Annotated in this window: 20 protein-coding genes; 9 read left to right on the forward strand and 11 right to left on the reverse strand. The window is 67.5% G+C overall.

Annotation, left to right across the window (positions count from 1 at the left end):
* Positions 1–510 precede the first annotated feature (510 nt).
* The 3 genes from B7G54_RS05030 (at position 511) to B7G54_RS05045 (ending at position 4,551) form a co-directional block, all read left to right on the forward strand.
* A complete protein-coding gene (locus B7G54_RS05030; protein ID WP_085038090.1) occupies positions 511–2,862 on the forward strand; it encodes a phosphocholine-specific phospholipase C in 2,352 nt (783 codons plus the stop codon).
* A 271-nt stretch (positions 2,863–3,133) separates the two neighbouring features.
* Entirely contained in the window at positions 3,134–3,403 is a 270-nt protein-coding gene (locus B7G54_RS05035; RefSeq protein WP_011353737.1) for a hypothetical protein, read from the forward strand.
* Between the two features lie 152 nt (positions 3,404–3,555).
* Positions 3,556–4,551: a DedA family protein/thiosulfate sulfurtransferase GlpE gene (locus B7G54_RS05045; protein WP_085038091.1), complete on the forward strand. Its 996-nt coding sequence runs from the start codon at positions 3,556–3,558 to the stop codon at positions 4,549–4,551.
* 54 nt (positions 4,552–4,605) lie between these two features.
* Here the strand turns inward: B7G54_RS05045 and B7G54_RS05050 are convergent, their stop codons facing one another.
* The 7 genes from B7G54_RS05050 to B7G54_RS05080 form a co-directional block, all read right to left on the reverse strand.
* A complete protein-coding gene (locus B7G54_RS05050) occupies positions 4,606–6,066 on the reverse strand; it encodes an OprD family porin (protein WP_085038394.1) in 1,461 nt (486 codons plus the stop codon).
* Positions 6,067–6,231: 165 nt separating this feature from the next.
* The gene (locus B7G54_RS05055; RefSeq protein WP_085038092.1) at positions 6,232–7,251 is read right to left on the reverse strand and encodes an ABC transporter ATP-binding protein; all 1,020 of its coding nucleotides are present in this window, start codon (positions 7,249–7,251) and stop codon (positions 6,232–6,234) included.
* A complete protein-coding gene (locus tag B7G54_RS05060) occupies positions 7,248–8,240 on the reverse strand; it encodes an ABC transporter ATP-binding protein (protein WP_085038093.1) in 993 nt (330 codons plus the stop codon). Before B7G54_RS05060 ends, B7G54_RS05055 begins: the two co-directional genes overlap by 4 nt.
* A gap of 2 nt (positions 8,241–8,242) precedes the next feature.
* Positions 8,243–9,145, reverse strand: a complete 903-nt coding sequence (locus tag B7G54_RS05065; RefSeq protein ID WP_085038094.1) for an ABC transporter permease — start codon at positions 9,143–9,145, stop codon at positions 8,243–8,245.
* 13 nt (positions 9,146–9,158) lie between these two features.
* A complete protein-coding gene (locus tag B7G54_RS05070; RefSeq protein WP_085038095.1) occupies positions 9,159–10,097 on the reverse strand; it encodes an ABC transporter permease subunit in 939 nt (312 codons plus the stop codon).
* An 11-nt stretch (positions 10,098–10,108) separates the two neighbouring features.
* Positions 10,109–11,719 (reverse strand): peptide ABC transporter substrate-binding protein, encoded by a 1,611-nt coding sequence (locus B7G54_RS05075; RefSeq protein ID WP_085038096.1) that lies wholly within the window; start codon positions 11,717–11,719, stop codon positions 10,109–10,111.
* A gap of 179 nt (positions 11,720–11,898) precedes the next feature.
* Positions 11,899–12,477, reverse strand: coding sequence for a cupin domain-containing protein (locus B7G54_RS05080; RefSeq protein WP_039349569.1), 579 nt, complete (start codon positions 12,475–12,477; stop codon positions 11,899–11,901).
* 500 nt (positions 12,478–12,977) lie between these two features.
* On the opposite strand from B7G54_RS05080, the gene B7G54_RS05090 reads away from it, so the two are divergent.
* Both B7G54_RS05090 and B7G54_RS05095 read left to right on the forward strand, forming a co-directional pair.
* Positions 12,978–14,498 carry a peptide MFS transporter gene (locus tag B7G54_RS05090; protein ID WP_085038097.1) on the forward strand — a complete coding sequence of 507 codons (1,521 nt, stop codon included), beginning with the start codon at positions 12,978–12,980 and terminating at the stop codon, positions 14,496–14,498.
* 120 nt (positions 14,499–14,618) lie between these two features.
* Positions 14,619–14,825 (forward strand): hypothetical protein, encoded by a 207-nt coding sequence (locus B7G54_RS05095; protein ID WP_085038098.1) that lies wholly within the window; start codon positions 14,619–14,621, stop codon positions 14,823–14,825.
* Between the two features lie 46 nt (positions 14,826–14,871).
* On the opposite strand, the gene B7G54_RS05100 is transcribed toward B7G54_RS05095, so the two are convergent.
* The 3 genes from B7G54_RS05100 to B7G54_RS05110 form a co-directional block, all read right to left on the reverse strand.
* Positions 14,872–15,996 (reverse strand): OpgC domain-containing protein, encoded by a 1,125-nt coding sequence (locus tag B7G54_RS05100; protein ID WP_085038395.1) that lies wholly within the window; start codon positions 15,994–15,996, stop codon positions 14,872–14,874.
* Between the two features lie 397 nt (positions 15,997–16,393).
* On the reverse strand, positions 16,394–17,293 hold the full coding sequence (gene rarD / locus B7G54_RS05105) for an EamA family transporter RarD (RefSeq protein WP_085038099.1): 900 nt from the start codon (positions 17,291–17,293) through the stop codon (positions 16,394–16,396).
* Between the two features lie 16 nt (positions 17,294–17,309).
* Positions 17,310–17,606, reverse strand: coding sequence for an acylphosphatase (locus B7G54_RS05110; protein ID WP_034187849.1), 297 nt, complete (start codon positions 17,604–17,606; stop codon positions 17,310–17,312).
* A 176-nt stretch (positions 17,607–17,782) separates the two neighbouring features.
* On the opposite strand from B7G54_RS05110, the gene hpnA reads away from it, so the two are divergent.
* Positions 17,783–18,790, forward strand: coding sequence for a hopanoid-associated sugar epimerase (gene hpnA / locus B7G54_RS05120; protein WP_011353724.1), 1,008 nt, complete (start codon positions 17,783–17,785; stop codon positions 18,788–18,790).
* A gap of 108 nt (positions 18,791–18,898) precedes the next feature.
* Positions 18,899–20,341, forward strand: a complete 1,443-nt coding sequence (locus B7G54_RS05125; RefSeq protein WP_085038100.1) for a phage tail protein — start codon at positions 18,899–18,901, stop codon at positions 20,339–20,341.
* 108 nt (positions 20,342–20,449) lie between these two features.
* Here the strand turns inward: B7G54_RS05125 and B7G54_RS05130 are convergent, their stop codons facing one another.
* Positions 20,450–21,637, reverse strand: a complete 1,188-nt coding sequence (locus B7G54_RS05130) for a glycosyltransferase (protein ID WP_085038101.1) — start codon at positions 21,635–21,637, stop codon at positions 20,450–20,452.
* Between the two features lie 402 nt (positions 21,638–22,039).
* On the opposite strand from B7G54_RS05130, the gene ispH reads away from it, so the two are divergent.
* A complete protein-coding gene (gene ispH, locus B7G54_RS05140) occupies positions 22,040–22,981 on the forward strand; it encodes a 4-hydroxy-3-methylbut-2-enyl diphosphate reductase (protein WP_085038103.1) in 942 nt (313 codons plus the stop codon).
* 12 nt (positions 22,982–22,993) lie between these two features.
* Positions 22,994–24,154, forward strand: a complete 1,161-nt coding sequence (gene hpnH / locus B7G54_RS05145; RefSeq protein ID WP_039349540.1) for an adenosyl-hopene transferase HpnH — start codon at positions 22,994–22,996, stop codon at positions 24,152–24,154.
* The last annotated feature ends 129 nt before the right edge of the window (positions 24,155–24,283 follow it).

Consider the following 24,283-nt stretch of genomic DNA (forward strand, 5'->3'; position numbering starts at 1 on the left):
GCTTATCCGATTTCACGCATTTGAAACAACGGCGTCATGCGATGCCGTTGCACTCGCAACGACACGCGATCACGCCTCCCCCGCCGCGAGCAGGGAAAATCTGACCGCCCACGCAAACGGCAATCGGTAATTCCCGACTCGCTTTCGTCACGCATCGCCTCCCGGTCAGTCGTTGCGCACGCAACGTCACGCGCGCGACATGCGATGTCATGTCTTCATCACGTCGACGTCACGTCGCCTCCCTAGACTGGGCGCCGCCCAACCCGGCATGCGCCGGGCCGGCGTGTGCCGACGTCCCGGCCCGCGCATCACGAGCGCGCGGCGCACCGGATCGCGGCAACGGCCAAGGCATCCGCGCGACACCACGCATCGCGCGCGATGCGCGCACCGCCGCCACGCGCGGCCGATGCACTCGAACGCACACGCGGCGCGAATCGTCCCAGGGGGGCGACGCACGGGCGCCGCCAGACGAAGTCACGAACGCTCCCATCATCACAGGACCCGAACGCCATGACGTCACGCCGCAAATTCCTTCAGCAGACCGCCACTTCCGGCCTCGCCGCCGCCGCGCTGTCCGCGTTTCCGCCGAGCATCCGCCGTGCGCTCGCGATTCCCGCGTTTCACGAAACGGGGACCATCAAGGACGTGAAGCACGTCGTGCTGCTGATGATGGAGAACCGCGCATTCGACAGCTATTTCGGCACGTTCAAGGGCGTGCGCGGCTATGGCGACCGCTTTGCGGTGCCGTCGCCGAACGGCCGCAACGTGTTCTACCAGACGTACACGAAGCCGACGCCCGCCACCACCGTCACGCCGTATCACCTCGACGCGAGCCAGGGCAACGCGCAGCGCGCGGGCGGCACGCCGCACACGTGGGCCGATGCGCAGGCCGCGTGGGACCACGGCCGGATGAACCGCTGGCCCGACGCGAAGACGCCGCTGTCGATGGGCTACTACGACGCGGCGGAAGTGCCGTTCCAGCGCGCGCTCGCCGATGCGTTCACGCTGTGCGACCACTACCACTGCGGGATGCACACGGGCACGATCGCGAACCGCCTGTTCTACTGGAGCGGCACCAACGGCCCGAACGGCATCAGCCCGGCCGACGGCAGCCGCGTGAAGATCGCCGCGCTGAACAACCAGTTCAACGGCGGCAACGACATCGGCCCGTCGAGCCAGGGCTGGACCTGGACCACCTACGCCGACCGGCTGCAGCAGGCCGGCGTGAACTGGAAGGTCTACCAGAGCCTGATCGACAACTTCGGCTGCAACGAGATGATGAGCTTTCGCCACTGGCGCGCGGCGATCGAGCAGATGCCGCCCGCGCGCCGGCCCGCGTACGTCGCGTCGACGGACATCACGCAGCCCGTGACGGCGGCCGGCGCGTTCTACGATCCGGCGATCGACGATCCGCTGAGCCCGCTCGCGAAAGGGTTCGGCAACACGATGCCGTACGGCTTCCTCGAATCGTTCCGCGACGACATCCGCAACGGCACGCTGCCCGAGGTGTCGTGGATCATCCCGCCGTCCGTGTACAGCGAACACCCGGGGCCGTCGAGTCCCGCGCAGGGCGGCTGGTACGTGCAGGCCGTGCTCGATGCGCTGACGGCGAACCCGGAGGTCTGGAGCAAGACCGTGCTGCTGGTCAACTACGACGAGAACGACGGCTTCTTCGATCACATGCCGTCGCCGGCCGTGCCGTCGCGCAACGCCGACGGCACGCTCGCGGGCGGCCATACGCTGCGGGATGCCGACGTCGCCGCCGAGTACCACGACTTCACGCCGGCCACGTCGAGCCAGCCGGCGATCGACGGCCGCCCGTACGGCCCGGGCCCGCGCGTGCCGATGTGGGTCGTGTCGCCGTGGAGCCGCGGCGGCTGGGTCAACTCGCAGGTGTTCGACCATACGTCGACGCTGCTCTTCCTCGAAAAGCGCTTCGGCGTCGCGGAGCCGCAGATCAGCGCGTATCGCCGCGCGGTGTGCGGCGACCTGACGAGCGCGTTCAACTTCCGCTCGCCGAACAACGAACCGCTGCCGACGCTCGCGGGCCATACGACGAAAAGCCAGGTCGACGCGCTGAGCGCCGCGCAGCAGGCCGCGCCGAAGATCGTGCCGCCGGCCGCGCCGGCGCTGCCCGCGCAGGCCACCGGGGTGCGCCCGTCGCGCGCGCTGCCTTACGAGCTGCATGCGAGCGCGCGTACCGATGCCGGCAACGGCACGGTCACGCTGAAGTTCGCGAATACGGGCCGCGCCGCCGCCGTGTTTCACGTCTACGACAAGCTGCACCTCGACCGCCTGCCGCAGCGCTACGTCGTCGAACCGGGCAAGACGCTGCACGGCGACTGGGCTGCGCGCGCCGACAATAGCGGTAAATATGACCTGTGGGTGCTGGGCCCGAACGGCTATCACCGCCGCTTCACCGGCGACCTGAGCCGTCTGGCCGGCGCACGCGCGCCCCATCCGGAAGTTCGCGTCGGCTACGCGGGCGCGAGCGGCAGCCTCCACCTGCGGTTGCGCAACCACGGCGGCGGCACGGTGCGCTTCACCGTGAAGTCGAACCAGGTCTACGGGCCGCTGTCCGGCCGCGGCGCACTCGACGATCGCGGCCACGGCCATGGCAACGAAGACGGCAACGGCCAGGGTCGCGGCCACGACCATGGCCCCGGTACCACGTGGACGGTCGCGGTACGCGCCGGCGACCAGGCCGAGCTGCACTGGAAGCTCGACTCGACCGGCCACTGGTATGACTTCATCGTCACCGCGGACAGCGACGCGAGTTTCTCGCGCCGCGTCGCCGGCCGCGTCGAAACCGGCCGCCACTCGGTCAGCGACCCGGCGATGGGGCTCGCCGACCGCTTCTGACGGCCGCCGCGGCGGCACGCGTTGCACCGCGTGTCGCCGCCCGCGCCGGCGCGGCCGCCATCGGCGGTCAGGCGCCGGCCGCGGCCGCGCCCGATCCGGCGGAAACGCCCGCCCCGCGTGGCTGAAACATCAGAAGGATCAATGGTTCAACCCTCTATTCCCCCCAACGAAATTGCTCCGAATTGCGGCCCGTTCGCGTTAAACTGCGTCAAGCTGTATTCAACCAAGACATCTTCGCCACTACGGCATCCACGATACGAGGATAGGTTCGATGCGCACTACCGGCTCATCCGGGGCAATGACCCTGCTCACCGAACACGACCCGGCCGACGGCCGCGAACTGCGCTCGCTCCGGCTCGAAGCAACCGGCGACGGCAAGAGCGTGCTGCTGATCGAGATCGATGAACGCAAGCCCGGCATTCACCGCGAAGTCCGCTACGAGATCACGCCGGCCGAACTGATCGCGGCGATCCGCTCGCACGGCGCCGAGTTGCCCGGCGAAAACCACGGCGCAGCGTCGCTCGCCCGCACCTCCTCCTGATTTCGCACGGTGAGCCGCACGCAGCGCGCCGGCTCACCGCGCCCCCTGCCGCCGTCAGGCGCATTGCGTTATTCCCTCCGCTGACTTGAAAAAGGCCGATAATCGGCCCATCTGCGTGCTTCCCGCACGCGTTTCCTTTTCGGCCAGCCGTCATGCTCCTCCGTGACCTCGTCGCCCAATACGGGCCGCTTCTCGTCTTCGCCAACGTGCTCGCGGCGGCCATCGGGCTGCCGGTGCCCGCGATGCCGACGCTCGTGCTGTTCGGCGCGATGTCCGCGATGCATCCGGCGATGATCGGCTCGCAACTGGTCACGGTGGTCGCGCTGTCGGTGCTCGGCGCCCTGATCGGCGATACCGTGTGGTACCTCGCCGGCCGGCGCTTCGGCGGCACGACGCTGAAGACGATCTGCCGGCTGTCGCTGTCGCGTGACAGCTGCGTGAAAAAGACCGAACACTTCTTCGGCCGCTACGGCGTGCGCGTGCTCGCCGTCGCGCGCTTCATTCCGGGGCTGTCGCTCGTGTCGGTGCCGATGGCCGGCGCGTTCGGCACACGCTATCGCACGTTCGTCGGCTACGACGCACTCGGCGCCGCGCTGTGGACGATCGTCGGGCTGACGGTCGGGCTGATGTTCTATCGCCAGATCGACTGGCTGTTCGCCGGCGCGGGCCAGCTCGGCCGCGTGGCGCTGCTGGTCATCGTCGCGCTGCTGGCGGTGTACGCGGCGATCCGCTGGATGCGCCGCCGCGCGCTGATCCGCCAGCTCGCGAGCGCGCGGATCGGCGTCGACGAGCTCGACTCGATGCTGCGCAATACGTCCGCGCCGGTGGTCCTCGACGTGCGCTCGCCCGAGCACCGCAAGCTCGACCCGTTCACGATTCCCGGTGCGCAATTCGCCGACGAACGCCAGATCGGCGACATCGTCGCGCGCTATCCGTTCACGCAGAAGTTCGTCGTGTTCTGCTCGTGCCCGAACGAAGTGACGGCGGCCCTGATGGCGAAGCGCCTGCTGGACGCAGGCTTCACCGATGCGCTCGCGCTGCGCGGCGGCCTCGACGCATGGCGCGATACGGGCCGCCAGCTCACGTCGCTCGTGGAAGACATGCCCGCTGCGAACGATCCGGTCGCGGGGCTGCACAAGCCGGCCTGATCGTTTCGATCGCAGGCCGGCCGTGCGAGGCGGGGGCGCGTGCGCCCCCTTCGATCAGAACGCGTGCAGCGGCAGGTTCACGACCAGACGGTACTCGGTGTTCGTCGCGTCCGAGTAGTGCGCCGAACCGGCGTGCCACATCGCGATGAACGTGACCTTCGTGTCCTTCAGCTTGCCGCTCTGGAACGTGTACGACGGGATGAAGCCGAACTCGTGGTGACGGCCCTGCACCGGCGCGCCGTTGCTCCAGTAGATGCTCGACTTGCTCGGGTCGTTCGCCGCACCCGCGCTGCCGTCCGCACCCCAGCCCGTCACGCCCCAGACCATCGCCTTGAAGCCCGGCAGGCCCGCTTCCTTGCCGTAGAACGTGTAACGCAGCTGCAGCGACTTTTCGTGCGGCGCGTTGTAGTCGACGTCCATCGAGTTGGTCAGGAAGATGCCGTTCGTTTCGTTCAGGTAGTCGAAGAACTGGTCGCCGAGCACCTGCTGGAAGCCGAGCAGCAGCTCGTGCGGGCCGTGCTGCGCGGCCAGCGACAGGCTGTATGCGTTGTTGTTGATCTTGCCTTGCAGCGCATCGCCCGTGTCGTGCGTCGAGTAGACATTGCCGAAGCCCGTCCACTTGATCGTCTGCGGGCTGCCGATGCTGTGCTTCACCGACGCGTAGTACTGGTGCCACACATCGTCGGCCTGGTTCGCGTACAGCGCGATTTCGCCGTTCGGCGAGTAGTCCCACGTGCCGCCGACATACGACAGGCGGTTGATGCGCGTGCCGCCGTACTGCGTCGTCAGGTTGGTGAGCGTCGTGTGGCCGCGCGCGTCGGTCTTCGTGAAGCTGCCGGCCTCGAGCATCACGTTCTTGAATTCATTGCTGACGAGGGTCGCACCGAGGAACGTCGGCGGCAGCGCACGGTTGTCGTGCTGCTCCATGAACGGGTTGTCGACGGCCTGCAGACCGTACTTGACCACCGTGTTCGAGATGCGCGCCTTCACGTCGTAGATGCCGGGATAGGCCCATGCGAGCTGGTTGCCGCCACCGCCGCCTTTCGCGATGTGCACCATGCTGCCGGCGCCCTGGCCGCCGTCGAGCTTCAGCGCCGCATACAGCGACGCGTCGAAGCCGATACCGATCAGGCCCGTCGTATAGCCCGACTCGAAGTTCGCCATCGCGCCCTGGACCCACGCGTGACGATGCGGGCCGCCCTTCGCATCGAGCACGTCCGCATAGTTGCGGAACAGGAAGTTCAGATGGCTGTCGGCAATGAAGCCCTTCGACTGCGACTGGGCCGACGGCTCGTCCGGCGGCGTGACGGCCTGGTTCGCTTCGGCGTTGATAATGGCGTTCGGGGTCGTTGCCTGCGCAACGGTCGTGCCCGGCGCGGCCTGTGCGACCGTCAGCGGTGCGGGGGCCGCGTCGTCGGCGTGCGCGACGCCCGTCAGCGAGACACCGGCGAGTGCCGGCAGCCCCCATGCGAGCAGCATTTTCGATGCCGTCCCGATCGTCTTCTGTTTTTTCATCGTCATTCTCGTCTTGTGTTGATATCGTCCACGCCGGTTGCGATCCGCTCCCGGCCCCCCGGCGCGCCCGGCTAAGGACGCGCCTGTACCCGCGGCGCGAAGATCGTTCGCGCCGCACCTACCCCTGTTGACCTGCCTTGGTTATGTTTGCTGCGTCACTTCATCTCACGCCACACCCGCGCGGATGCACGCGACACGCGCTGCCGACCCCTGCCGAACTTCCGGCAGCGGCACGTCCTGCGCGCACGCATCGATCGCGACCGGGCAGCGCGTGCGGAACGCGCAGCCGGATGGCGGGTTGAGCGGCGAGGGCATCTCGCCCGCCAGCAGCATCGGGCGGCGAGCACGCTCGCGTGCCGGCTCCGGCGTCGGCGCCGCATCGAGCAGCGCCTTCGTGTACGGGTGCTGCGGCACGCCGTACACGTCATGCCGCGTGCCGAACTCCATCACGCGGCCGAGATACATCACGAGCACACGCTGGCTGATCGCCTTCACCACCGCCAGATCGTGCGCAACGAACAGATAGGACAACGACAGGTCGCGTTGAAGGTCGCGCAGCAGGTTCACGATCTGCGCCTGGATCGACACGTCGAGCGCCGATACGGGTTCGTCGCAGATCACGAGCTTCGGCTCGCCGATCAGTGCGCGTGCGATGCCGACGCGCTGGCACTGCCCGCCGGAAAATTCGTGCGGATAACGCAGCAGGTGATGCGCGTTCAGGCCGACGCGTTCGAGCATCGTGACGACGCGGTGGCGCACTTCGGTGCGGCCGAGGCCGGCCTGGTGCGTGACGAGCGGCTCGGCGACGACCTGTTCGATCGTCATGCGCGGATCGAGCGACGCGAGCGGATCCTGGAAGATCATCTGCACTTCGCGCCGCATCGTGGAGCCGCGCAGGTGATCGGGCGCCACGGCTTCGCCGCGCCATTTCACCGTGCCGGCCGTCATCGGCACGAGGCCGATCAGCGCACGGGCGAGCGTCGACTTCCCGCAGCCCGATTCGCCGACGAGCCCGACCGTCTCGCCGCGCTTCACGTCGAACGACACGCCGTCGACGGCGCGCAGCGTCCCCTTCGGCGACCACGGATAACCGCCGAGCGGCACGCGGAAATGCACTTTCAGACCATCGACGGACAGCAGCGTGTCGTCCGTCGCGCCGGCATGGCGGCGTTCATTGACGCTCATCGCAGACCTCCCGTCAGATCGGCCACGGGCCGGTGGCACGCGCGCACCGCGCCCGCGGCGCCATAGGTTTCGAGCGCGGGGCGCGCCGCGCCGCAGCGTTCTTCCGCATACGTGCAGCGCTTCGCGAACGCGCAGCCGGCCGGCGCGGTGCCGGGCATCGGCGGATTGCCGGGAATCGCGACGAGCGGCGCATCGTCCGCATCGGTCAGGCGCGGCAGCGCGTTGAGCAGGCCGATCGTGTACGGATGCGACGGCGCCGCGAAGATCGATTCGGCCGGCGCGTATTCGACGGTGCGGCCCGCATACATGACCATCACGTCGTCCGCGAGGCCCGCGACCACGCCCATGTCGTGCGTGATCAGCACGATCGCCGTGCCGCGCTCGCGGTTCAGCTCGCGCAGCAGGTCGATGATCTGTGCCTGCACGGTCACGTCGAGCGCGGTGGTCGGCTCGTCGGCGATCAGGATTTCCGGCTCGGACAGCAGCGCCATCGCGATCATCACGCGCTGGCGCATGCCGCCCGAGAACTCGTGCGGATACATGCGGATACGGCGCGCCGCGTCCGGGATACGCACCGATTCGAGCGCCTCGACGGCGCGCTTCGTGGCTTCCCTGCGCGACAGCTTGCGATGCAGCTGCAGCGTCTCGGTCATCTGCCGCTCGATCGTCAGGAACGGATTGAGCGACGTCATCGGATCCTGGAAGATCATCGCGATCCGGTCGCCGCGCACCTTGTTCAGCGCACGCGAATCCATCTCGAGCAGGTTGTCGCCGCGATAGCGCGCGGCACCGCTCGTCGCGCCGTTGCCGGCCAGCAGGCCGAGCAGCGCCATCACGGTCTGGCTCTTGCCCGAGCCCGATTCACCGACGATGCCGAGCGTCTTGCCGGCTTCGAGCGAGAACGACACGCCGCTCACGGCGTCGACCGGCGGCGCGTCCTTGCGCGTGAAGCGCACGCCGAGGTTGTCTACTTCAAGTAGTGCGGCCATCGTTAGCGATCCTTCGGGTCGAGCGCGTCACGCAGGCCATCGCCGACGAAGTTCACGCAGTAAAGCGTCACGCACAGCATGACGGCCGGGGCCAGCAGCAGCCACGGCGTCGATTCCAGTTTCTGCGCGCCGTCCTGGATCAGCACGCCCCAGCTCGTCATCGGCTCCTGCACGCCGAGGCCGAGGAACGACAGCACCGATTCGGTCAGCACGATGCCCGGCACCGAGACCGTCGCGTACACGACGACCACGCCGAGCAGGTTCGGCACCACGTGGCGCAGCACGATCGATGCCGGCGACACGCCGATCGCACGTGCCGCATCGACGAACTCGCGGCTGCGCAGCGACAGCGTCTGGCCGCGCACGACACGCGCCATGTCGATCCACGAGAACGCGCTGATGGTCAGCACGACCAGCATGAACGAGCGGCCGAACAGGGTCATCATCAGGATCGCGATCAGCAGGTACGGGATCGCGTACATCATGTCGACGATGCGCATCATCACGGAGTCGACACGGCCGCCCGCGAAGCCCGCGGTCGCGCCCCAGGCGACGCCGAACAGGCCCGACACGAGCGTGCCGAGCAGGCCGACCTCGATCGACACGCGGCCGCCGATCAGCGTACGCACCAGCAGGTCGCGGCCGAGCTCGTCGGTGCCGAACCAGTGCTGGTTCGCCCAGGTCGGCGGCAGGCTGATGGCGCCCCAGTCGCTCGCGGCGGGATCGGCCGCGAGCAGCCACGGGCCGGCGAAACACGCGAGCGTGATCAGCGCGAGCAGCACGAGGCTGAACACGGCCGCACGGTTGTGCAGGAAGCGCGCCATCGCAAGCGCGAGCGGCGAGCGCGAGCGCGGCGGCGAGTCGGTCTGCACGGGCAGGCCGACGACGGGAGTAGTCGGAGTCATCGCTGTGCCTCGCTCAATAACGAATGCGCGGATCGAGCCACGCGTACGCGAGGTCGACCAGCAGGTTGAACAGCACCGCGAAAACGGTCGTCATCACGACGAGGCCGAGCACCAGCGTGTAGTCGCGGTTGATGGCGCCGTTCACGACGAGCTGCCCGATCCCCGGCAGCGCGAACACCGATTCGGTGACGACGGCCGCCGTGATCGACGTGATGCAGACCGTGCCGAACAGCGACACGACCGGCATCAGCGCGGGCTTCAGCGCGTGGCGCAGCACGATCGTCGAGCCCGGCAGGCCTTTCGCGCGCGCGGTGCGGATGTAGTTGCTCGACAGCGTCTCGATCATCGAGCCGCGCATCACGCGTGCGAGCAGCGACACGTTGATGAAGGTCAGCAGCACGATCGGCAGCAGCCGGTATTGCCAGCCGCCGTCACCCCAGCCGCCCGCCGGCAGCCAGCCGTTGCCGGCCGACGTCTTCAGCAGGATCGCGAAGATCCACACGAGCACGGGGCCGAGCACGAACGGCGGGATGACGTTGCCGAAGTTGCCGATCAGCATCACGAAGCGGTCGATGAAGCTGTCGCGGCGCACGGCCGCGACGGTGCCGAGCAGCACGCCGAACACGATCGAGATCGGGATCGACACGCCGCCCACGCCGAGGCTCACGGGCAGCGCCTTCTTCACGAGATCGTTCACCGACCAGTCGACGTAGCGGAACGACGGGCCGAGATCGCCGTGCAGCAGCGCGTTCAGGTACAGCAGGTACTGCTTCCACAGCGGCTCGTCGAGGTGGTACTTCGCGTTCAGGTTCGCGAGCGTCGCCGCGGACAGCTGCTTCTCCGTATCGAACGGGCCGCCGGGCGTGAAATGCAGCAGCAGGTAGCAGACGGTGATGACCGCGAGGATCGTCGGCACCGCCCACAACGTGCGCCTCAATGCATAGGCCAGCATGATCGCTCCGCTCAGTGCTTGATCAGGTACATGTCCTGCGAAGCACGCATGTCGATCACGTTCTTCAGCGAGTAGCCGCCCACATAGGACTTCACGAGACGGTCGGCCGAGTACTGGAACAGCGGCACCATCGGCGTGTCGTTCATCGCCGCGTCGTGCGCCTGCGTCAGCAGCGCAACACGCGCCTTGTCGTCGAGCTTCTGGTTGCCGTCTTCGACGAACGTGTCCACCTGCTTGTTGCAGTAGCCGACGGTGTTCTGCGAGCTGCCGCAGCGGATCAGGTCGAAGAAGGTCATCGCGTCGTTGTAGTCGGCGAACCAGCCGTCGCGCGCGATCTGCACCTTGCCGTCATGCCGCTCCTTCATCAGCACCTTGAACTCGACGTTCTCGAGCTTCGTGTTGATGCCGAGCTTCGTGCGCCATTCCGACGCGGTGAATAGCGCGACCTTCTTGTGCAGGTCGTTGGTGTTGTACGTCAGCGTGAACGACAGCGGCTTCGCGTCCGAGTAGCCGGCCTGCTTCAGCAGGTTCTTCGCGGTCTCGACGCGCTTGGCCATCGGCCACGACGCCCATTCCGGCGTGAACGGCTGCACGCCCTTCGTGCCGTTCGGCATCAGGCCGTACATCGGCTTCTCGCCGGCCTGCGTGAGCTTCGACGTCAGCACGTCGCGATCGATCACCATCGACAGCGCCTGGCGCACGCGCTTGTCCTTCAGCGCCGCGTCGCTGTTGTTCAGGTAGTAGTAGTAGGTCGCGAGCTGCAGGCCCGGGCGCAGTTCGCCGCCGAACTGCTTGCTGACCTGCTGGAAGATGCCCGACGGAATCGAGTAGCTGTAGTCGATCTGGCCGGCCTGGTACATGCGCATCGCGGTTTCGTCGCTTTCGATCGGCAGGTACGTGACCTTGTTGATCACGACCTTCGGCGCGTTCCAGTACTTCGCGTCCTTCGTCACGACGATGCGGTTGTTCGGCTGCCAGTCGACGAGCTGGTACGCGCCGTTGCTGACGAGGTTGCCCGGGCGCGTCCACGCGTCGCCGAACTTCGCGACGACGTCCTTGTTCACCGGCACGAGCGGCGCCATCGCGGTCAGCTCGGGGAAGAACGCGACGGGCACATCGGTCGTCACCTCGAGCGTGTACGGATCGACGGCGCGCACGCCGAGCGCCGACGGCGCGGCCTTGCCCGCGATGATGTCCTTCGAGTTCTTCACGAACTCGACGAGGATCGTGTATTTCGAGCCCGTCTTCGGATCGACGAGGCGCTGCCACGAATAGACGAAATCGGCGGCCGTCACCGGCTGGCCGTTGCTCCACTTCGCGTCATGGCGAAGCTTGAAGATCCACGTCGTCGGCGTCTTGCGTTCCCACGACAGCGCGACGCCCGGCACGACCTGGCCGGCCGCGTCGATGCGGGCCAGCCCTTCGAACAGGTCGAGGCCGATCGTGTTGCCGGTCCACGACTCGATGTGCGCGGGATCGAGCGACTCGACTTCGGCGGGCACCTGGCGCGTCAGGTCCTGTTGAGGAGCGAGCGCGACGTTCGACGGAACGGTAACGGCGTGGGCGACGGGCGTCAGGGCGAGCGCGGCCAGCACGGCCGACATGGCATGCAAGGATTTCATCGTGGCAGTCTTGAGAAGGGTTGTTCGGTGAGCGTCGCGCGGCGAATGCCGCGGATTACGCTTGAGACGCTGACGGGCGCAGCGATTGAGGAGGCCCGTGATTCTCGTATTGCATTTTAGTATTCCTTACGTTTCTTTCGACAGGTATTCCGTCTTCGAAACGAAGGAATACCTGTGCGTTAGAACAGCCTCGGTGTACCGACCCAGACCACCACCGACTCGATCTTCGCGGTGTTGACCCAGCTGTGCGGGACCGTCGACTGATAGTGCGAGCTGTCGCCGGCCTGCAGGACGAACGTCTTGCCTTCCAGCGTCAGCGACACTTCCCCTTCAATCACATACAGGAACTCCTCTCCTGCATGTGTCGTCACCTCAGACCGCTTCTGCCCCGGCGGCATCCTCACGAGGATCGCCTCCAGCTGGCGTCCTTCGGATACGTTCGTCAGCCTCGCGAACAGGTTCGCCGAATCGGCAAACCCGAAGAAGCGCAGCTGCTCGCCACGGCAGACCGAGCGTTCCTCGCTCGGCGTATCCACAAAGTACTGCACCGTCACACCGAGCGCGTGCGCGATACCGGCCAACGATGTCAGCGACGGCGACGCGAGCCCGCGTTCGACTTGAGACAGAAACGGCTTCGAAATCCCCGCGGCAGTTGCGGTGTCGTCGAGCGTGCGCTTGAGTCGTTGGCGCAACGCGCGAATCTTGCTGCCCAGAGCGGCAGCGTCTGCGGACCGCGAGTTTTCAGTGGGGGGAACCATAGCAGGCCGAAAAGTGATCGTCAAAAAATGTTTGATGGAAAATAACTAAGTTAGAACGATATAGCTTAGTCTTCGGGTTCGCATACGTCTTCGGTGTTGAGCCCGGTGCACTAAACGGGACACGAAGCGAGCGAAATGACGCGCTATCTTGCCAGACTCGCCGGCTTCACAGGCAAGCTGCAAGCGGCTCTCCGGGAATCTTCGGAGAGCCGGCACGAAATCTTACAAGTAGATGATGAGACGAATGTTCCTGAAAGCTACTGCCACATTGGGAGTTTCCCTAAGTGGCGGATACCTGACGCACCGGACCGGCAACCGTTACCACGCGCGCGCCGGTTGGGGCCCCTCGCCGCCACACCAGGCGGTGCCAGGCCTCGGCCCGGGCTAACCGCCCGACTGTTTCATCGCCAGCGCAAAGCCTATCCGGCCCCATTGTGCACCGGCGCCAGTTCGACCCCAAGACGACGCGCGATCCGTGCCGTCCGTTTCAAACGAGATTGATGATGCAACCACCTGTTTCACAAACCCGATCGTTCACGACAGTCTTCCTCATCGAAATGTGGGAGCGCTTCGGCTACTACGGCATGGCCGCGCTCCTGGTCCTCTTCATGGTCGACCGGCTCGGTTTCACCGACAGCCATGCGAACCTGACCTGGGGTGCATTCACCGCACTCGTCTATGCGGCGCCGTCGATCGGCGGCTGGATCGGCGACAAGGTGCTCGGCGCCCGTCGCACGATGATCATCGGCGCGTCCGTGCTGTGCGCCGGCTACCTGATGCTGTCGGTACCGAACGATCACCTGACGTACATGTACGCGTCGCTCGGCGTGATCGTCGTCGGCAACGGCCTGTTCAAGGCCAACGCGGCGAACCTCGTGCGCCGCATCTATGAAGGCGACGACGCGCGCATCGACAGCGCGTTCACGATCTACTACATGGCGGTCAACATCGGCTCGACGGTGTCGATGCTCGCGACGCCGTGGATCAAGGATCACTGGGGCTGGCACACCGCGTTCGCAGTCTGCTGCGGCGGCATGTTGCTCGCAATCCTCAATTTCATGCTGATGCATCGCACGCTTGCGCACGTCGGCTCGCTGCCCGACGACCAGCCGATCCGCTGGAAGCGCCTCGGCGCAGTCGCGCTGGGCGGTGTCGGGCTCGCGCTGATCACGCTGTACGTGCTGCAGCACAAGCAGCTCGCAGTCGCCAGCGTGTGGACGGCAGCGTTCGCGATCCTCGCGATCTTCGCGTACATGATCGCGAAGTCGGAGCGCTCGGAGCGCGCAGGCCTGATCGCAGCACTCGTGCTGATCGGCCAGGTGATCCTGTTCTTCATCTTCTACGTGCAGATGTCGACGTCGCTGACGCTGTTCGCGCTGCGCAACGTCGATCCCCGCTTCATGCTGTTCGGCACGACGCTGTTCACGTGGAGCGCCGCGCAGTTCCAGGCGCTGAACCCGATCTGGATCATGCTGCTGAGCCCGGTGCTCGTGTGGGTCTACAACGCCGTCGCGAAGGGTGGCCGCGACCTGCCGGTCGCCGCGAAGTACGCGCTCGGCTTCGGTGCCGTGGCCGCGGGCTACCTGGTGTTCACGATCAGCGGCCGCTACGCGGTCGACGGCCGCGTGTCGTCGTGGTTCATGGTGTGGGGCTACGGCCTCTACTCGCTCGGCGAACTGCTGGTGAGCGGCCTCGGCCTCGCGATGATCGCCCGCTACGTGCCGGCGCGCATGAGCGGCTTCATGATGGGTGCGTACTTCGTCGCAACGGGCGTGTCGCAGTATCTGGGCAGCGTCGTCGCGAACTTCGCGCAGATGCCGTCGCACGAACTGCCGGCCACCGAATCGCTGCCGCTCTACCTGTCGCTGTTCGAGAAGCTCGGCTGGCTCGCCGCGATCGGCATGCTGCTCGCGCTGCTGCTGCTGCCGCTGATGAACCGCCTGTCGCGCCAGCACCAACGTTGTGCGGAAGAGCGTCGCGAGGAAGCGCTGCAGGCGCAGGGCGCCGCCACCGCGCAGTAAGTAATATCCCTCGGCGTGCGGCCTGCACGCCACATTCTCCCGCCAGGCACGCGAACGCGTCCTACACTGGATGCAGGAAACGCATCCGCTTCGCGCGATGCGCACTGGCGGGAGAAGACGATGAAAAGCAAGGCAACGCGGCTGTTGAGGATACTGTCGGACATCCGGCACGCTCAGCGCTGCACCGCGATACGGGCCGCGCGCGCCGCGGCCGAAGCCGACGCGGTACTCGCGGAACGCGACGATCCGGCGCCCGACGAACGCGACGACGCCGAATCCGACGACGCCACCGCCGCTCCCCGCTCCCGTATCGGCTCACCTCACTGACGCCGCGCAGCACGCTCCGTGCCGCACGCACTGCGTCCCGCGCCGCTCACGCGGCCGCGCCGCGCCACCGCGCGATCCACGTTCCCGAACCGGCCACGGCCATCATCAGCCCGAGCGCGCACGCGTCTGCCGCAAGGCCTACGCCGACATGCCGCAGATCCGCGCTGCGCACGACCGGGTGCAGCAGCGAATCGATGACGAGCGAAATCGCCGCGCCCGCGACGAAGCAGATCAGCCCACGCTGGCCCACGGCCACGACGGGCCGCACACCCTGCGCGATCCGTGCGATCCAGCCGAAGCGCACGCAGTCGGCCATCAGCCACGCAACGGCCGCGAAGCTCACGACACGCGGCAGCGCGAGATCACGCTTGAACACGCCTTCCGGCAGCGGCAGCCCCGAGAACAGCTTGTAGCTCGCGCAGCCGAGCACGACCGCGCACGCGAGCCCGGTCGCGGCGGCCCCCCAGCGCCCGAGCGCGATGCGCCGGTAGAACGGCTGGCAGCGCGCAAGCAAGCCAGCGACGAACATCAGTTGCCACGCGAACGGATTGAAACTCCAGCGGAATCCGTCGGTATCCAGCAGCTCGGGGCCGAGCCAGCCGGCCGTCAGCCATGACGCGATGCTCAGCGCGACGAGCAGCCACGGGTGCCGCCGCGCGGACGGCACGAGCACCGGCGACGCGAGCGCGAACAGCACGTACATCGGCAGCACCGACGCGAGATACGGCTGGCGCTGGAAGGTCAGCAGCTCGGCTGCGCCCGTGAGCGGCGACGCGAGCATCACGCTGACGTCGTCGAGCGCGAGGTTCGGCGCATCGATCCCGAAGTGGTCGAGCACGGCCGACACGACGAGCATCAGCGTCGAGGTCGCGAGAAACGCGCGGTAAATCTGCATCGCGCGGCGCACGAAGCGCTTTTGCGCGGCGCGCGCGCCGTGCCGCTCGGCAATCGCGCCATAGGCGCTCGCGGTCGCGAAGCCGCCGAGAAAGACGAAGACCTCGGCCGCATCGCACAGCGCGAACGCGTGCAGCGTAACGCGCGACAGCACGCTCGCGCCGATGTGATCGACGACGATCATCAACAGCACGATGCCGCGGAAGAAATCGACTTCGACCAGGCGGCCGCTGCGCGACGATGGAAACGTGGCGGAAGGCGGCGTGCTCAACGACATGAGCACACCTGCACGACGGCGGTGCGGCACGCACCGGAAGATGGATCGGGGAGAAGAAGGCGAGCGCGATCAGCGGCGATGCGCGTATGCCCGCATCGCGCCAACCCGGCCGGCCAGGCACGGAGATGACCGTTCATTGAAAGGCCGCATACGTAGGGAAGTCGGTAAGGCCAGTCTAATGGCCGATCCGGGGAGACCCTAAGTAACAAAGTGCAACCGAATCTTCTGTTCGATTACACGCGCGAGCCTTGTCGCGCAAAGCGGGCAGCGTCGCCAGACTCGCGTCAGCGCGACGCCAGTTTGCGGTCAGCATCGACGCGTTCGACCGCTGCGACGTGGTCGTTCTGCGATGCACGACACGGCACGCGGCATGCAGCCGCTGCATCGCGATCGACGTTTATCCGCGCGTGGGCAGGCGCCGCATCAGCATCGCGCTGTGCCACGCGGTCAATGCAACGGCGACCCAGATCGGCCCGTACGTCGCGAGCTTCGCGACGCTCAGCGTTTCGCCAAGCAGCAGCAGCGACACCGCGACGAGCAGCACGGGCTCGACGTAGCCGAGAATCCCGAACAGCGCCATCGGCAACATCCGGCTCGCCTTCAGGTAGCTCGCGAGCGCAAGCGTGCTGAGCACGCCGAGGCCCGGCAGCAGCGCGGCCCACAGCACCGGATGGCCGGCCACCTGCGTCGTGCTCGTCGCGACCATCGCGAACGCGATCGGGCACAGCAGCACGATCTCGACCGCGAACGCGGCGAGCGAATCGGCATTGATCCGCCGGCGCAGCACGAAATACGGCGGGTAGCCGAGCGCGACGACGAGCGTCGGCCACGCGAACGCGCGCGTCGCCCATACTTCGTGCGCGACGCCGAGCGCGGCGCATGCGACCGCCGCCCATTGCAGCGGGTCGAGCCGTTCGTGATAGTAGAAGCGGCCGACGAGCACCATCGTCAGCGGCAGCAGGAAATAGCCGAGCGACACTTCGAGCATGCGGCCATGCAGCGGCGCCCACAGGAACAGCCACAACTGCACGCCGAGCAGCGCGGCGCTCACGGGCAGCGCAATCAGCAGACGCCCGTTGCGCACGCTGCGCCGAAGGAGATCGACGAGCGCGGGCCAGCGGCCGCGCAGCGCGATCAGCGCAAGCGCGCCCGGTGCGGTCCACAAGACACGCCACGCGAAGATGTCGAGCCCCGTGAGCGGCGCGAGCAGTTTCGCGTAGGCGGACATCAGCGCGAACAACGTCGACGCCATCACCGACAGCATGAGGCCGCGCCCGGCCTCCGGATACCCCGTCATGATCGTCCCGTGCCGCTTACTGCTGCTGGAAGCGCTCGAAGCGCCTTTCGGTCCGGCGTTCCTCGAACGTCACCTCGGTCACGCGCGCGGCCGGCGGCCCGTGACGCAGCCACGCGAGCATCCGGTCGATCTGCGCGCCGGGCCCCTGGATCATCGCCTCGACGCTGCCGTCCTCGAGATTCGCGACCCAGCCGCGCAGCTTCAGCGCGTGCGCCTCACGCACCGTCGCATGACGGAAGCCGACGCCCTGCACGACGCCGCGCACCCGCACGTAGTAGGTCTCGATTCGTTCGTCCAGTTCATTGCGGCTCATCGCGTCGCCCTCCCGTTGCATTCAAGCCCGGCATTGTAGTCGCGTCGGACGCTTCGCACACGGGCCAGGGCCCGTTCGCGCCCGTCTCGGCCTTGCGTCGCCGCGCGCGCCGACCACGTACAATCTCGCCGATGCTCAACCGCCGCGCCGCTCGCGCGCGGCCCTGAAGGAAACGCATGACTGATACCTCCCGCGATCTCGTTCTCGTCACCGGCGCGTCCGGTTTCGTCGGCTCGGCCGTCGCGCGCATTGCGCAGCAGAAAGGCTATGCGGTGCGCGTGCTCGTGCGCCCGACCAGCCCGCGCACGAACGTGGCGGATCTCGACGCCGAGATCGTCACCGGCGACATGCGCGACGAGGCGTCGATGCGCGCCGCGCTGCGCGGCGTGCGCTACCTGCTGCACGTGGCGGCCGACTACCGGCTGTGGGCGCCCGATCCCGACGAGATCGAGCGTGCGAACCTCGAGGGGGCGGTCGCGACGATGCGCGCGGCGCGCGCGGAAGGCGTCGAGCGGATCGTCTACACGAGCAGCGTCGCGACGCTGAAGGTGACGAGCGCCGGCGATCCGTCCGACGAGAACCGCCCGCTCACGGCCGAGCAGGCCATCGGCGTCTACAAGCGCAGCAAGGTGCTCGCGGAACGCGCGGTCGAGCGGATGATCGCCGACGAAGGGCTGCCGGCCGTGATCGTCAACCCGTCGACGCCGATCGGCCCGCGCGACGTGAAGCCGACGCCGACCGGCCGCATCATCGTCGAGGCCGCGCTCGGCAAGATTCCGGCGTTCGTCGACACGGGGCTGAACCTCGTGCACGTCGACGACGTCGCGCACGGCCACTTCCTCGCGCTCGAGCGCGGCCGGATCGGCGAGCGCTACATCCTCGGCGGCGAGAACCTGCCGCTGCAGCAGATGCTCGCCGACATCGCGCAGATGACGGGCCGCAAGGCGCCGACGATCGCGCTGCCGCGCTGGCCGCTCTACCCGCTCGCAGTCGGCGCGGAGGCGGTCGCGAAGTTCACGAAGAAGGAGCCGTTCGTCACCGTGGACGGGCTGCGGATGTCGAAGAACAAGATGTATTTCACGTCCGCGAAGGCCGAGCGCGAGCTCGGCTACCGCGCGCGTCCGTACCGCGAAGGGCTGCGCGATGCGCTCGACTGGTTCGGCTCCGCAGGCTACCTGAAGTAACACAAAGCGGCGTGCCTCACGCCGCTTTGCGCACTTTGTTACACGTCCCGCGCGGCCCGGCACCGGCGCAGCGGTTAAAATCGCGGGTCTTACGCAGAGAAGACACGCATGAACCTGAACGATCAGATCGCTTCGCTCACCATGGGCGTCGATCAGCTCCTCCACGATCACCACGCCGCGCAGCAGGCGGCCCGCAGCGCGGAAGCCTTCGCACGCGCCGCGGCAATGGAAGCCCAGGCCGCGGCAGAGCGTCACGCCGCCGCGGAAACCGAAGCGCAGGCCGCCGCGCAACGCCACACGGCCGCCACCGCCGAGGCCGAGGCCGCGCAGCAGCGCCACGCCAGCGCGACCGCCGCCGCCGAAGCCGCCGCCCAGCGTCATACCGATGCCACCGCGCAAGCCGAAGCCGCCGTGCAGCGCCATGCGGAAGCCACCGCGCTGACCGAAGCGCTCGCGCAGCGTCACGCGGATGCCGAAGCCGCCTCGCAGCGCCACGCGGCAGCGATCGCCGAAGCCGAGGCCGCCGCGCAGCGTCATCACGCGGCCGCAACCGAAGCCGATGCGGCTGCGCAGCGCCATGCGGCCGCGGCCGTCGAAGCCGAGGCCGCCGCGAAGCGTCATGCGGAAGCGACCGCCGAAGCCGAAGCGGCTACGCAGCGTCACGCAACCGCAATCGCCGAAGCCGAGGCCGCCGCGCAGCGCCACACGGCCGCGATCGCAGAAGCCGAAGCGCTCGCGCAGCAGCACACGCAGGCGATCGCGGAAGCGCAGGCCGCCGCGCAACGTCATGCCGACGCGACCGCCGAGGCCAAAGCCGTCACGCAACGCCATACCGAAGCGATCGCACAGGCCGAGGCGGCCGCGCAACGCCACGCCGAGGCCGCCGCGCAGGCCGAGGCCGTCACGCAGCGCCACACCGAAGCGATCGCACAAGCCGAGGCGGCTGCGCAGCACCACGCGAAGGCCATTGCCGACGCCGAGGCGCTGGTCGAGGCCGTCGTCAAGGAAGCCGCGACGAGCGTCGTCGCCGCCACGACAGTTGCCGCGGAAGTCGTCGAACCTGCGCCGGCCGACGCGCCGGCGGCAGAACCGGTCGTGATCGCGCCCGCGCCGGCCGAAGCCGAAGCGGTGGAGGCAACGACCGGCGCCGAAACGGCCGCCGTCGCGACGGTGCAAGCCGAAACGCCGGTTGAAGGCGAAGCCGCCCATGCCCCGGCCCCGTCCGACAAATCGACGCTGCACGTGTCGCGCCCGACGCAGAACGAACTCACGCTGACCATCAACGGCGAATCGATCACGCTGCATCCGGAGCAACTGGGCCAGCTGATCGAGGAACTCGCGCATGCGCGCGCGTCGATGCAGCCGGAACCGCCGCCCGGCATCCCGGCCGGCTGGCGCTTCGTGACGACGAAGAACCCGATGATGGCCGTGCAGAAGCAGACGAACGGCGACCGCCTGCTGGTCGCCCGCCACACGGGCTACGGCTGGGTGCCGTTCACGTTCTCGCCGGACGTCGTGGTCCAGATGTACATGATGCTGACCCAGCGGTAAGCGCCGGCAGGCAGCGCCGCCCCGCCGCAAACGAAACAGCCCGACCGGTTCGCACCGATCGGGCTGTTTGCTTTCCGGCTACCGGAAGGCACGCCTCCCGGGCAATACTCAGCGATCCACCGGCGCCTGCACGCGCGCCTTCCACTGGCCGCCCTTGCCGCGCCAGTAGCGCCACGCGGACGCGAACGTCGCGCCGACGTAGAACAGCGCGACGAGCGGCAGCGCCGGCGCCCACAGCGGCGAGCGCCGGTAGTAGCGCAACATCGGCGCATACGCGGCGCACATCGACGCCCACGCGAGCCACGCCGGCCATGCGCGCGCGCCGTACGCGAGCGCCGCGGCGGGCGGCACGAGATAGATGATCGTCATCCCGAGCAGCGTGCCGGCCAGCAGCAGCGGCGAATAGTGCAGCTGCGTGAACGCGGTGCGCGCGATCATGTTCCAGATGTCGCGCCAGCTGTCGTACGGGCGCAGCGACACGCTGCGGTCGGCCAGGTCGAGCCGGATCGGATGGCGGCCTTCGCCGCGATGCTTGATCTGAGCGGCGAGGCTGCAGTCGTCGATCAGCGCGCCGCGGATCGACTCGATGCCGCCCGCCTCCTCGAGCGCCGTGCGCTTCACCAGCATGCAGCCGCCCGCGGCGCCGGCCGTCCGGTTGCGCGGGTTGTTGATCCACGAGAACGGGTACAGCTTCGCGAAGAAGAACACGAACGCAGGGATCAGCGCCTTTTCCCAGAACGAATCGCAGCGCAGCCGCACCATCAGCGACACGAGATCGCGGTTCTCGGCCTGTGCGCGCGTGACGAGCTGCGCGACGGCGTCGGGTGGATGGCCGATGTCGGCATCCGTCAGCAGCAGGTAGTCGGCCGGCAGGCCGAGCGTCTGCACCGCGGCGATCCCCTGCGACTGCGCCCACACCTTGCCCGACCAGCCGGCCGGCAGCGGCTTCGCGGCCAGCACCGTCAGCCGGTCGGCGCGGTTGATCGCGAGCGCGGCCGCGCGGGCCGCGTCGGCGGTGCCGTCGTCGCTGTGGTCGTCGACAATGATCAGATGAAAATTGCCCGGGTAATCCTGCTCGAGCAGCGAAGTCGCCGCCCGGGCGATCACGTCGGCCTCGTTGCGCGCCGGCACGACCGCGACGACGGCCGGCCAGCCGGCCTCGGCCGCGGCGCCGCGCGCCTCGGGCGGCAGCGGCCGCGCAGGCACCGCGCGCCAGAAGCCGCCGCGCGCGACGAGCAGCACGATCCAGATCATCAGCGACAGGCCGGACACCAGGAATGCGAGGACCAGCATCATCGGCGCGCCTCCTGCGGGGCGCCGGTAACGGCAGAATCAATAAGGGTCAGGAACAAAACGCCCGAAACCGCATGGGCGGACGGGCAATACGCGTAAGAATCGACGGTCATCGAATGGCCTTGAAATGAGCGCGACGCCGGGCAGCCGGAGCGGCTGCCCGCGAAACCGCATAGTTTACTGGGTTCCGCGCGCGCCAGCGCCGACGCGGCTCTCCCGCAAATGCAACACGGCAGATACGGCACCAGAGCAAGGACTGCGCGATAGAGTTAAAATGCGCGATTAATTCGGGGTTCCGGGGCCTGGCCGGCCGGTTCGTTCCTGCCTTCATAACATCAAGCCGGGGCGAGCGAGCGAGTGCCAGCTCCTCGAACCCCGGCGTCTGTCGTCGGAGTTCGCTCACTTATGCGAGTCATCCTTGCCCAGCCCCGCGGCTTTTGTGCGGGGGTTGTCCGTGCGATCGAGATCGTCGATCGCGCGCTGCAACAGCACGGTGCGCCGGTCTATGTGCGTCACGAGATCGTGCATAACCGGCATGTCGTCGAAAATCTGCGTAATAAAGGGGCGCGATTCGTTGAGGAACTCGACGAGGTGCCCCACGGCGCTGTCGCGATCTTCAGCGCGCACGGTGTCGCCCAGACGGTCGAGCGCGACGCGGAAACGCGCGGGCTCGACGTGCTCGACGCCACCTGCCCGCTCGTCACGAAAGTGCACGTGCAGGGCCGCCAGTACGTTGCGGCGGGCCGCCGGCTGATCCTGATCGGCCATGCGGGCCACCCGGAAGTCGAGGGTACGATCGGCCAGATTCCGGCCGAGGTGATCCTCGTGCAGAGCGAAGCAGAAGTCGATACGCTGACGCTGCCCGTCGACACGCCGGTCGCGTACATCACGCAGACCACGCTGTCGGTCGACGATACGCGCGGCATCATCGAAGCGCTGCAGCGCCGGTTCACCGACCTCGTCGGCCCGGACACGCGCGACATCTGCTATGCAACGCAGAATCGCCAGGCTGCCGTGCGCGAGCTGAGCGAACAGGTTGACGTGCTGCTCGTGGTCGGTGCGACGAACAGCTCGAACTCGAACCGCCTGCGCGAGATCGGCACCGAAAGCGGTGTGCCGAGCTACCTCGTCGCCGACGGTTCGGAAGTCAAGGCCGAATGGTTCGCGGGTGTGCAGACGGTCGGCCTGACGGCCGGCGCGTCGGCGCCCGAAGAGATGGTCGAAGATGTAATCGGCGCGTTGCGCGCGCTGGGCCCCGTCGACGTCACGACGATGGCGGGCCGTGAGGAAAAAGTCGAATTCAAGCTGCCGGCGAAGCTCACGCAAGCTGTCGCCCGCGAAGTTTAAGGAGGACATCTCTTGTCTATTCCGCTGCTCCAGCAAGTCCGCGTCGGCGCGTACATCACGCGCCAACACCTGTCCGGCAACAAACGCTATCCGCTCGCGCTGATGCTCGAGCCGCTGTTCCGCTGCAACCTCGCTTGCAACGGCTGCGGCAAGATCGATTACCCGGATCCCATCCTGAACCAGCGCCTGTCCGTCCAGGAATGCCTGGAAGCGGTCGACGAGTGCGGCGCGCCGATCGTGTCGATCGCAGGCGGCGAGCCGCTGCTGCACAAGGAAATGCCGGAAATCGTCCGCGGCATCATGAAGCGCAAGAAGTTCGTCTACCTCTGCACGAACGCGCTGCTGATGGAAAAGAAGATGGACGACTACCAGCCGAGCCCGTACTTCGTCTGGTCGGTCCACCTCGACGGCGACGCGCAGATGCACGACCACTCGGTGTCGCAGGAAGGCGTGTACGACAAGGCGGTCGCGGCGATCAAGGAAGCGAAGCGCCGCGGCTTCCGCGTGAACATCAACTGCACGCTGTTCAACGATGCGATCCCCGAGCGCGTCGCGAAGTTCTTCGATACGCTGAAGCCGATCGGCGTCGACGGCATCACCGTGTCGCCGGGCTATGCGTACGAGCGCGCGCCGGATCAGCAGCACTTCCTGAACCGCGACAAGACGAAGAACCTGTTCCGCGAGATCCTGAAGCGCGGCGAAGGCGGCAAGCGCTGGTCGTTCAGCCAGTCGTCGCTGTTCCTCGACTTCCTGGCCGGCAACCAGACGTACAAGTGCACGCCGTGGGGCAACCCGGCGCGTACGGTGTTCGGCTGGCAGAAGCCGTGCTACCTGGTCGGCGAAGGTTACGTGAAGACCTTCAAGGAGCTGATGGAGGACACGAACTGGGACAACTACGGCGTCGGCAACTACGAGAAGTGCGCGGACTGCATGGTCCACTGCGGCTTCGAAGCGACCGCCGTGATGGACACGATGGCGCATCCGCTGAAGGCGTTCGCCGTGAGCCGCAAGGGCATCAAGACCGACGGCCCGTTCGCACCGGACATTCCGATCGACAAGCAACGCCCGGCCGAGTACGTGTTCTCGCGTCACGTCGAGATCAAGCTCGAGGAAATCCAGCGCGCCGGCAAGGGCAAGCTGCAGAAGGCGGCGAAGCCGGCAGCGGCGGCCTAACTGCGTTTCGCCACGCGGGGGCTTGCGCCTCCGCACCGGCTGGCATCGAAGAAGCGCCACGGAGTTCGCTCCGTGGCGCTTTTGTTTTGCCGCACGCGTTTCGTCGAACGCGGGGCGGCCCGGAGCACG

This window comes from Burkholderia puraquae, from assembly GCF_002099195.1.
Taxonomy (GTDB): domain Bacteria; phylum Pseudomonadota; class Gammaproteobacteria; order Burkholderiales; family Burkholderiaceae; genus Burkholderia; species Burkholderia puraquae.

Excerpts from the sequence above, each read along its gene's own strand:
- B7G54_RS05065 (WP_085038094.1), bottom strand. The coding sequence starts at position 9,145 with ATGACTCCGACTACTCCCGTCGTCGGCCTGCCCGTGCAGACCGACTCG.
- B7G54_RS05035 (WP_011353737.1), top strand. The coding sequence starts at position 3,134 with ATGCGCACTACCGGCTCATCCGGGGCAATGACCCTGCTCACCGAACAC.
- B7G54_RS05045 (WP_085038091.1), top strand. The coding sequence starts at position 3,556 with ATGCTCCTCCGTGACCTCGTCGCCCAATACGGGCCGCTTCTCGTCTTC.
- B7G54_RS05030 (WP_085038090.1), top strand. The coding sequence starts at position 511 with ATGACGTCACGCCGCAAATTCCTTCAGCAGACCGCCACTTCCGGCCTC.
- B7G54_RS05070 (WP_085038095.1), bottom strand. The coding sequence starts at position 10,097 with ATGCTGGCCTATGCATTGAGGCGCACGTTGTGGGCGGTGCCGACGATC.
- B7G54_RS05075 (WP_085038096.1), bottom strand. The coding sequence starts at position 11,719 with ATGAAATCCTTGCATGCCATGTCGGCCGTGCTGGCCGCGCTCGCCCTG.
- ispH (WP_085038103.1), top strand. The coding sequence starts at position 22,040 with ATGCGAGTCATCCTTGCCCAGCCCCGCGGCTTTTGTGCGGGGGTTGTC.
- B7G54_RS05055 (WP_085038092.1), bottom strand. The coding sequence starts at position 7,251 with ATGAGCGTCAATGAACGCCGCCATGCCGGCGCGACGGACGACACGCTG.
- hpnA (WP_011353724.1), top strand. The coding sequence starts at position 17,783 with ATGACTGATACCTCCCGCGATCTCGTTCTCGTCACCGGCGCGTCCGGT.
- B7G54_RS05080 (WP_039349569.1), bottom strand. The coding sequence starts at position 12,477 with ATGGTTCCCCCCACTGAAAACTCGCGGTCCGCAGACGCTGCCGCTCTG.
- B7G54_RS05110 (WP_034187849.1), bottom strand. The coding sequence starts at position 17,606 with ATGAGCCGCAATGAACTGGACGAACGAATCGAGACCTACTACGTGCGG.
- B7G54_RS05060 (WP_085038093.1), bottom strand. The coding sequence starts at position 8,240 with ATGGCCGCACTACTTGAAGTAGACAACCTCGGCGTGCGCTTCACGCGC.
- B7G54_RS05125 (WP_085038100.1), top strand. The coding sequence starts at position 18,899 with ATGAACCTGAACGATCAGATCGCTTCGCTCACCATGGGCGTCGATCAG.
- B7G54_RS05100 (WP_085038395.1), bottom strand. The coding sequence starts at position 15,996 with ATGTCGTTGAGCACGCCGCCTTCCGCCACGTTTCCATCGTCGCGCAGC.
- B7G54_RS05095 (WP_085038098.1), top strand. The coding sequence starts at position 14,619 with ATGAAAAGCAAGGCAACGCGGCTGTTGAGGATACTGTCGGACATCCGG.
- B7G54_RS05130 (WP_085038101.1), bottom strand. The coding sequence starts at position 21,637 with ATGATGCTGGTCCTCGCATTCCTGGTGTCCGGCCTGTCGCTGATGATC.
- B7G54_RS05090 (WP_085038097.1), top strand. The coding sequence starts at position 12,978 with ATGATGCAACCACCTGTTTCACAAACCCGATCGTTCACGACAGTCTTC.
- rarD (WP_085038099.1), bottom strand. The coding sequence starts at position 17,293 with ATGACGGGGTATCCGGAGGCCGGGCGCGGCCTCATGCTGTCGGTGATG.
- B7G54_RS05050 (WP_085038394.1), bottom strand. The coding sequence starts at position 6,066 with ATGAAAAAACAGAAGACGATCGGGACGGCATCGAAAATGCTGCTCGCA.